Source organism: Candidatus Phytoplasma fabacearum (assembly GCF_030586805.1).
Taxonomy (GTDB): Bacteria; Bacillota_I; Bacilli_A; order Acholeplasmatales; family Acholeplasmataceae; genus Phytoplasma; species Phytoplasma fabacearum.
In genome coordinates this window covers 1-6,854 of sequence record NZ_JAOSIM010000025.1, presented here as the reverse complement: position 1 = coordinate 6,854, position 6,854 = coordinate 1, and the positions used below count along the sequence as shown (strand labels likewise).

At 25.7% G+C, this 6,854-nt stretch carries 6 protein-coding genes and 1 pseudogene; all 7 read right to left on the bottom strand.

What is annotated here, in order from left to right:
- Nucleotides 1-109 precede the first annotated feature (109 nt).
- The gene (locus OC705_RS02195; protein WP_304512651.1) at nt 110-796 is read right to left on the bottom strand and encodes a tRNA nucleotidyltransferase/poly(A) polymerase-related protein; all 687 of its coding nucleotides are present in this window, start codon (nt 794-796) and stop codon (nt 110-112) included.
- A 37-nt stretch (nt 797-833) separates the two neighbouring features.
- On the bottom strand, nt 834-1,688 hold the full coding sequence (locus tag OC705_RS02190) for a DegV family protein (RefSeq protein WP_304512650.1): 855 nt from the start codon (nt 1,686-1,688) through the stop codon (nt 834-836).
- A gap of 229 nt (nt 1,689-1,917) precedes the next feature.
- Complete coding sequence (locus OC705_RS02185; protein ID WP_304513978.1) at nt 1,918-3,564, bottom strand: ATP-binding cassette domain-containing protein; 1,647 nt, start codon at nt 3,562-3,564, stop codon at nt 1,918-1,920.
- 121 nt (nt 3,565-3,685) lie between these two features.
- Complete coding sequence (locus OC705_RS02180; protein ID WP_304512648.1) at nt 3,686-4,552, bottom strand: ATP-binding protein; 867 nt, start codon at nt 4,550-4,552, stop codon at nt 3,686-3,688.
- Between the two features lie 759 nt (nt 4,553-5,311).
- The gene (locus OC705_RS02175; RefSeq protein WP_304513992.1) at nt 5,312-5,842 is read right to left on the bottom strand and encodes a pseudouridine synthase family protein; all 531 of its coding nucleotides are present in this window, start codon (nt 5,840-5,842) and stop codon (nt 5,312-5,314) included.
- A gap of 541 nt (nt 5,843-6,383) precedes the next feature.
- Nucleotides 6,384-6,554 (bottom strand): annotated as a pseudogene (locus OC705_RS02170) (pseudouridine synthase); the annotation flags it as partial.
- Nucleotides 6,555-6,622: 68 nt separating this feature from the next.
- Nucleotides 6,623-6,832, bottom strand: a complete 210-nt coding sequence (locus OC705_RS02165) for a hypothetical protein (RefSeq protein WP_304514053.1) — start codon at nt 6,830-6,832, stop codon at nt 6,623-6,625.
- Between the last annotated feature and the right edge of the window lie 22 nt (nt 6,833-6,854).

Sequence of the window (6,854 nt, the reverse complement as noted above, 5' to 3'; positions counted from 1 at the left end):
TCGCAACCCGCTTTTAAGAACTGCTGTAATTCTTGAGAGTTTCCATTCAAGAACCGTTCTTAGCCTTACAGTGTTTATCGCACTGGTCATTGGTTAAATGACACGATATTTAGGCCTCTTTGACGCCCGCTTTTGTATATAATAAATAATTAAAAGCTAAATGAACATAAGTTTGTTTTAAAAGTTTATTAAATTCTCTAAATATAAAAGATGTTTTTAGTTTATTTATTAAAGCAATATTTTCTTTTAAAACTTTTTCTGTATTTTTTTCTACAGAAAAATTTAATTTTGATTTAAAATAAAAAATCCTTAACATCCTTAAAGGATCTTCAGTTAATTTTTGATAAGGATCGCCTATAATACGAATAATTTTATTATGTAAATCTTTTAAGCCATCAACATAATCAAATATTTTATCATTTTCGTCTAATAAAATAGCGTTTATAGTAAAATCACGCCTTTTAACATCTTCTTGAACATCTTTAATAAAAATAACAGAAGAAGGATGTCTAAAATCTAAATATTCCCCTTCTTTTCGGTAAGTTGTTATTTCGAAATAATTATTTTCAAAAAAAACCTTTACAGAACCATAACGAATTCTTCTTTTCGGAACATTAAAGATTTCACAAATTGTTTCAGGTAACAGATTAGTAGTAATATCTACGTCTGTAACAGGTTTTTTTAACAAAAAATCTCTAACAGCGCCTCCCACTATAAAAGCTTCTGCTTTATTATATTTTTTTAATATTTTTAAAATATTTTTAGCTTTATCCATATATAAGTTATAATTTAACATATACCATTTACACCTATGATTAATTTTCACTAATTAATTAAGCGGGAGGTATAATTAATCCCACACCAAGAGCATTATTTCCTACATGCGCTCCTATCACTGGAGTAATAATAACTTCTAAAATATTACTAATATTTAAATTTTTTTTTAAAATTTCTATTAATTTATTTTTCATAAGAGGATTTCCTGAAGTTAAAACATGTAATAAAAATTTTTGATTTTTTGTGTAATTATGAATTTCTTTCAAAATGCAATCAAAAGCTTTTTCCATGGTAAAAACTTTTTTAATCATTGTAATAACACCAGGAGCTTCTAATTTTAAAATAGGTTTAATATGAAAAATTCTACCTAAAAAACCTTTAGCCATACTTAAACGACCACTTTTAATTAAATGATTTAAAGAATCTACTATAAAAAAAATTTTATTATTTTGACGTAATTTTTCTAAATATGCTATAACTTCTGAAATACCAAATCCTTCAGAAAACATACGTTCCGCTTGTAAAGCGCAATATGCTTCACAAAAACCGACGCTTTGAGTATCAAAAACTATAACTTCTATTTCGGAAGCAACTATTTTGCTAGCAGATAAAATACTATTATAACTACCGCTTAAAGCACTAGATAAAGTAGTAACAAAAATTTTTTGATAACCTAAACGAGCTATTTGGCGAAAATATTCAACTATTTCTCCTATAGGAGGTTGAGAAGTAGTAGCGATTAAACGAGGATTTTTAGTTATAAAATCATAAAATTGATCTGCAGTTAAGTTTTCACCATCTCGATATTCTTGATTATTTAAAAAAATTTGTAATCTAATTAATCCAATATTATGTTTTTGATGAAAATAATCTAAACAACTAGTAGAAGTGCTTATCACTTTAATGTTCATATGAAATTAAAATCCTTTTAATAAAAAATATTTATTGTTTTAATTAATTAAAAAATCAAAAATATGAATATAAAAATAAATAAAATAATAATTATAATAACTCAATTTCTTAAAAAAATATCTTAAGAAATCGAGTTTTTATTTTAATAAAACATTATAAAATTTATGGTTATTTATAAAAAATAAATTATTTATTTTTATTTATAATGAATTTTTTATGAAAATTGTTTCAAGAATTTCCTTTTTTCAACATCATTAAAGGTTTTGTTTTATTTAATCGTTTAGAATTCATTAAAAGATAAATACTATACACAAAGAAAAAACAAATAATAAAAAAACCTACAAAACTAACTATAGTTCGATAACTAGGTGAAATTGAAAAAAAACCATTCTCACATAAAGGAGCAAAAAAGTTGTGAACATAATCGTTAGGAAAAGGATAACGTTGTAAACTTAATTGTAATAATGAAATTTTTTGTTGAAACAAATTCATATCATCAAAACCAGGAATTTCTTTTTTATCCAAAAAAATAGAAAAATAATGAAAACCATTATGAGCGATTTTATTAAGTGCCCCTTGGTACAAAACCATAAACATTTGATGTAAGAAAGTAAACGCCAATATAAAATAAGCGGTAAAATAAAATATTATTTTATTAACAATTCGACTATTCGCGCCTAAAATACGAGTAATACCTGCAGCACGATAAAAATATATTGTTTGACGATTAAGAAAAGACTTGGCTAAAAGGAAATAAAACAACCAAAATAAAAATATTACTAGAAATCCTACAAAAGATAACAGGTAAAATCCTTTTGAAAAAGGCAATATAATCATTTCCTTAAATTCTAAATATATATTTTTAAAAAAAGATTGTTTATACCAAAATATTTTTCCCAAAAAAGAATTCAAAAAAATCATCAAACTAAATAGTAACAAAGATGATAGAAAATTATTAAAAAGACTAAATAAATTTCGTTTCCAATGAGTTTTATAAAAAGATTTACAAATAGAATGTACTTCTTTAAAAGGTAAATTAGATGAAACGGATTTAAACTGCAAAAGATGATCGTTTTCAAATAAATTAGAAACTTCCTGGATTTTAGAAATAAATCTTTGTTTTTCTAAGTTATCAACATAAGTTAATAAATCTAAATCATTTTCATTCGATTGAATATTTCCATTATCAAAAGTACCATTTTGTTTGCGTATTAAATAATCTTTAACAATACCTTCTTTTAATTTAATAATAATATCAGCATTTTTGGTTGCTGATAAAACATCGTGAGTCACTACAATAACCAATTTTTTTTCAGAAATCTCTTTTAATTTTTTAAAAACTAAATTACTAGAATCCGGATCTAAATTACCTGTAGGTTCATCAGCTATTATCACATCAACATCTTTGATTAAACTTCTAATTATATTGGCTCTTTGTAATTGTCCTCCAGATAATTTAAAAGGCTTTTTTTTCAATAAACTGATAGGTAAATTAAAATATTTAAATAAATCTTTAATTTGTTTATGAATTAAGGGATTAACAACGCTTTTTTGTAATTTAACAGATAAAAGAATATTATCTAAAACATTTAATTCATTAATAAAATAAGCATCTTGCGTTATATAAGAAATCATACCATTTCTACAAGCAGCCATTTTAAAATCTGAAAAAGTAGATAAATCTTTATCTTCTATTAACATATTACCATGACTTATTTTTTCTAATCCTGATAAAAGATTGCATAAACTCGTTTTTCCTGAACCTGATGGTCCTGACAAAAAAACAAATCCGCGACTAGGTAAATTAAAAGAAATATCTTTTAAAATATCTTCGTCTTCATCAAAGCTTAAATTTACATCTATTAAACGAATCATATTTATAATTTATTACTCTCCATAATTTTTTGAAATCAATATATAATTAATCTAAAAAAATATTATTTTAACTAATTTTAATTTAATAACTAATAAAAATCATAAAAAAATATCCCTATTATCATGACAATTTATTTTTAGAAATATTATTAGAAAAATCATATAATAAAGTAGATTTTTGAATTAAATTAATAATTTTGGCAGATTTAGTAGCATTAATTAAATCTACATTTAATTGTAAAGTTTCTTTCAAATCATTCTGATGTAAAACGCTACTAAAAAAAACAGGTAAATTATATTCATAACGATAATTTAACAAAGGTATAAAAATATCATCTCGAAAAAAAGAATTCATATTTTCTAAACCAAAATCATCTAAAATTAAAAATGGAATTTTTTTTAAATGATTTATTTTATCTTCTATAATATCATGAGTCCATAAAAATTTAAATTGCCGAACTAAATCTGACATAACAATAAATAAAAAAGGAATATGATTTATTAATAACATTTTAGCTAATATTTTTAACATAAAAGTTTTTCCAGAATTAAAAGGACCATAAATATATAAACCCTTATTTTGCTTTTGTTTGATATCGATATTATTATTAGAAGAATTATATTGTTCTATAAGTTCTTTCATATGCTGAAAAATAATTTTTTGTGTTTTAGAAATAGATTTTATATTTTTAATATCTATACCAGTTAAATTTATTTCTTGATTAAATAAAATATTTTTTTGTTGAAAATTATTTTTCCAATCTATTTGTTTAGTTTTAACAGTTTCTCGCCACACTACATGAAAATAAGGTTTTTCTTTTAAAACCAATTTATATCCAAAAGGATTTGGTTGATCTTTTTTATTTAAATAATTAAAAACAATAATAAGATCTTCGTCTTTAATGTGTAAATCTTTTGTTTCGGGATGATTCTTAATATAATTTTTAATTTTGTGCAAATTAAAATTCGATTCTTCAAATGAATCCATAAAAACTCCTAAATAAAAATTTAAATATTTTTAAAATTTAAATTTGTTTAATAAGGATAAATTATTTGTTTTTAAACAACAAAATGTATATTTCAGTTATCTAGTGTAAATAGCCTCCATCTAAACCGAACAAACAAGTTTTTCACAGCATCCGGCTTGCCATAATTTATCCTCTTCTAAGGACTAACGTTGTGTCACCACTAGTTAGTTGTTAATTCTTATTGATATCATTGAATAAACAATAAATTACTGACTTCTTTCGCCCTATCAAGGTCGTTAACCTTATTCCAGGGAGGACGATTCTCTTTATCATTCCAGATCAAGTTTTACTCCTCCGACTACTAAGAAGTCGCTTTATCCTTGGGCCTAATAACTTTAAACTCATTATTAGTTAATTTAATAACTGACCTTTAGGATTCTCCAAGTTACGCTAAATATCTACCTTGATTCCTTAGGTGAAGTAACCATTTTGTTAATGGTGAGATTCCAGGTTTGTTAATTGATAAACTATCCAATACGAATATCATATATTGATAGCCTCTGGATTGCTCGCTTATAGTAGTTTGCGAAACAGGTTTTACTATTACATCTACTTATCTTCTTAGGCCATTACAGGCTTATCCTTAGAACCATTTGGTGGCGGTATCTTCTTGACTAACTACTTCGTCGCAACCCGCTTTTAAGAACTGCTGTAATTCTTGAGAGTTTCCATTCAAGAACCGTTCTTAGCCTTACAGTGTTTATCGCACTGGTCATTGGTTAAATGACACGATATTTAGGCCTCTTTGACGCCCTTAAACTTCTTATATAAGTTCCTTTAGATACATTTACTTGAAATTTCGCTTCTTGTTTTTGAATATCATATGAAATTAATTTTAAATTTGAAATTTTTACTTGTCGCGGAGGAATTTCTACATAATGTTTTTTTCTAGCTAAATCATACATTTTTTGACCTTTAATCTTAATAGCAGAGAACATAGGAGGAGTTTGCCAATATTGTTTGTTATCAAAATAATCAAAATTTTTTTTTACTATTGATTCGGATAAAATTATTTTTTTGGTATTAATTAATTTTCCATTAATATCTAAAGTATCATAATTTTTATTAAAAATTGCGGTTCCTTGATATTGTTTATCTAAATCATTAAATAAAAATGCCAATTTTGTTGCTTTATTGATATATGGATAGATTATTTGCGTTTTATTAATAGGATTTGTTTTTTTATCAACTATTACAAATAGCCCCCATCCAAACCGGACAAGCAAGTTTCCAAGCATCCGGCTTTCCATAATTTATCAATAAACAATAAATTACTGACTTCTTTCGCCCTATCAAGGTCGTTAACCTTGTTCCAGGGAGGACGATTCTCTTTATCATTCCAGATCAAGTTTTACTCCTCCGACTACTAAGAAGTCGCTTTATCCTTGGGCCTAATGACTTTAAACTCATTATTAGTTAATTTAATAACTGACCTTTAGGATTCTCCAAGTTACGCTAAATATCTACCTTGATTCCTTAGGTGAAGTAACCATTTTGTTAATGGTGAGATTCCAGGTTTGTTAATTGATAAACTATCCAATTCGTAATAATGTTATTGATAGCTTCGGGACTGCTCGGTTTCAGTAGTTTACGAGACAGGTTTAATATTACATCTACTTATCTTCTTAGGCCATTACAGGCTTATCCTTAGAACCATTTAGTGGCGGTATCTTCTTGACTAACTACTTCGTCGCAACCCGCTTTTAAGAACTGCTGTAATTCTTGAGAGTTTCCATTCAAAAACCGTTCTTAGCCTTACAGTGTTTATCGCACTGGTGATTGGTAAAATCACAGGATATTTAGGCCTCTTTGGCGCCCTATTACAATTAACAAACCTTCTGCTAAAGGATCTAAAGTACCTGTATGCCCTACTTTTTCTAAATTTAATTTTTTTTTGATAAATTTAACGACATCATGAGATGAAATACCAGAAGTTTTATTTACTAAAAAAAATCCCTCTATTTTTGGACAAATCATATTTTTTTCCTATATTTTCTTCTATTTTTCTTATAATCTTGTCATTAAATAATTTAAAATTTATAAAATCTATATTTATTTAATATTAAATGCTTAAGATTATTATTCAATCTTCTATACCATCTGTTACAAAATTTAACAATTCTGATAATATACGAATAGATTATTGGCGTTTCTTTGATAAGATTGATCTTTCTACCAAATATTACCAACAGCCCCCGTCCAAACGGTGCGAGCAAGTTTCCAAGCACACCGCTTTCCATAATTTATCCCTTTTCGGGTTTA

Excerpts from the sequence above, each read along its gene's own strand:
- OC705_RS02180 (WP_304512648.1), bottom strand. The coding sequence starts at position 4,552 with ATGGATTCATTTGAAGAATCGAATTTTAATTTGCACAAAATTAAAAAT.
- OC705_RS02175 (WP_304513992.1), bottom strand. The coding sequence starts at position 5,842 with ATGGAAAGCCGGATGCTTGGAAACTTGCTTGTCCGGTTTGGATGGGGG.
- OC705_RS02195 (WP_304512651.1), bottom strand. The coding sequence starts at position 796 with ATGTTAAATTATAACTTATATATGGATAAAGCTAAAAATATTTTAAAA.
- OC705_RS02165 (WP_304514053.1), bottom strand. The coding sequence starts at position 6,832 with ATGGAAAGCGGTGTGCTTGGAAACTTGCTCGCACCGTTTGGACGGGGG.
- OC705_RS02185 (WP_304513978.1), bottom strand. The coding sequence starts at position 3,564 with ATGATTCGTTTAATAGATGTAAATTTAAGCTTTGATGAAGACGAAGAT.
- OC705_RS02190 (WP_304512650.1), bottom strand. The coding sequence starts at position 1,688 with ATGAACATTAAAGTGATAAGCACTTCTACTAGTTGTTTAGATTATTTT.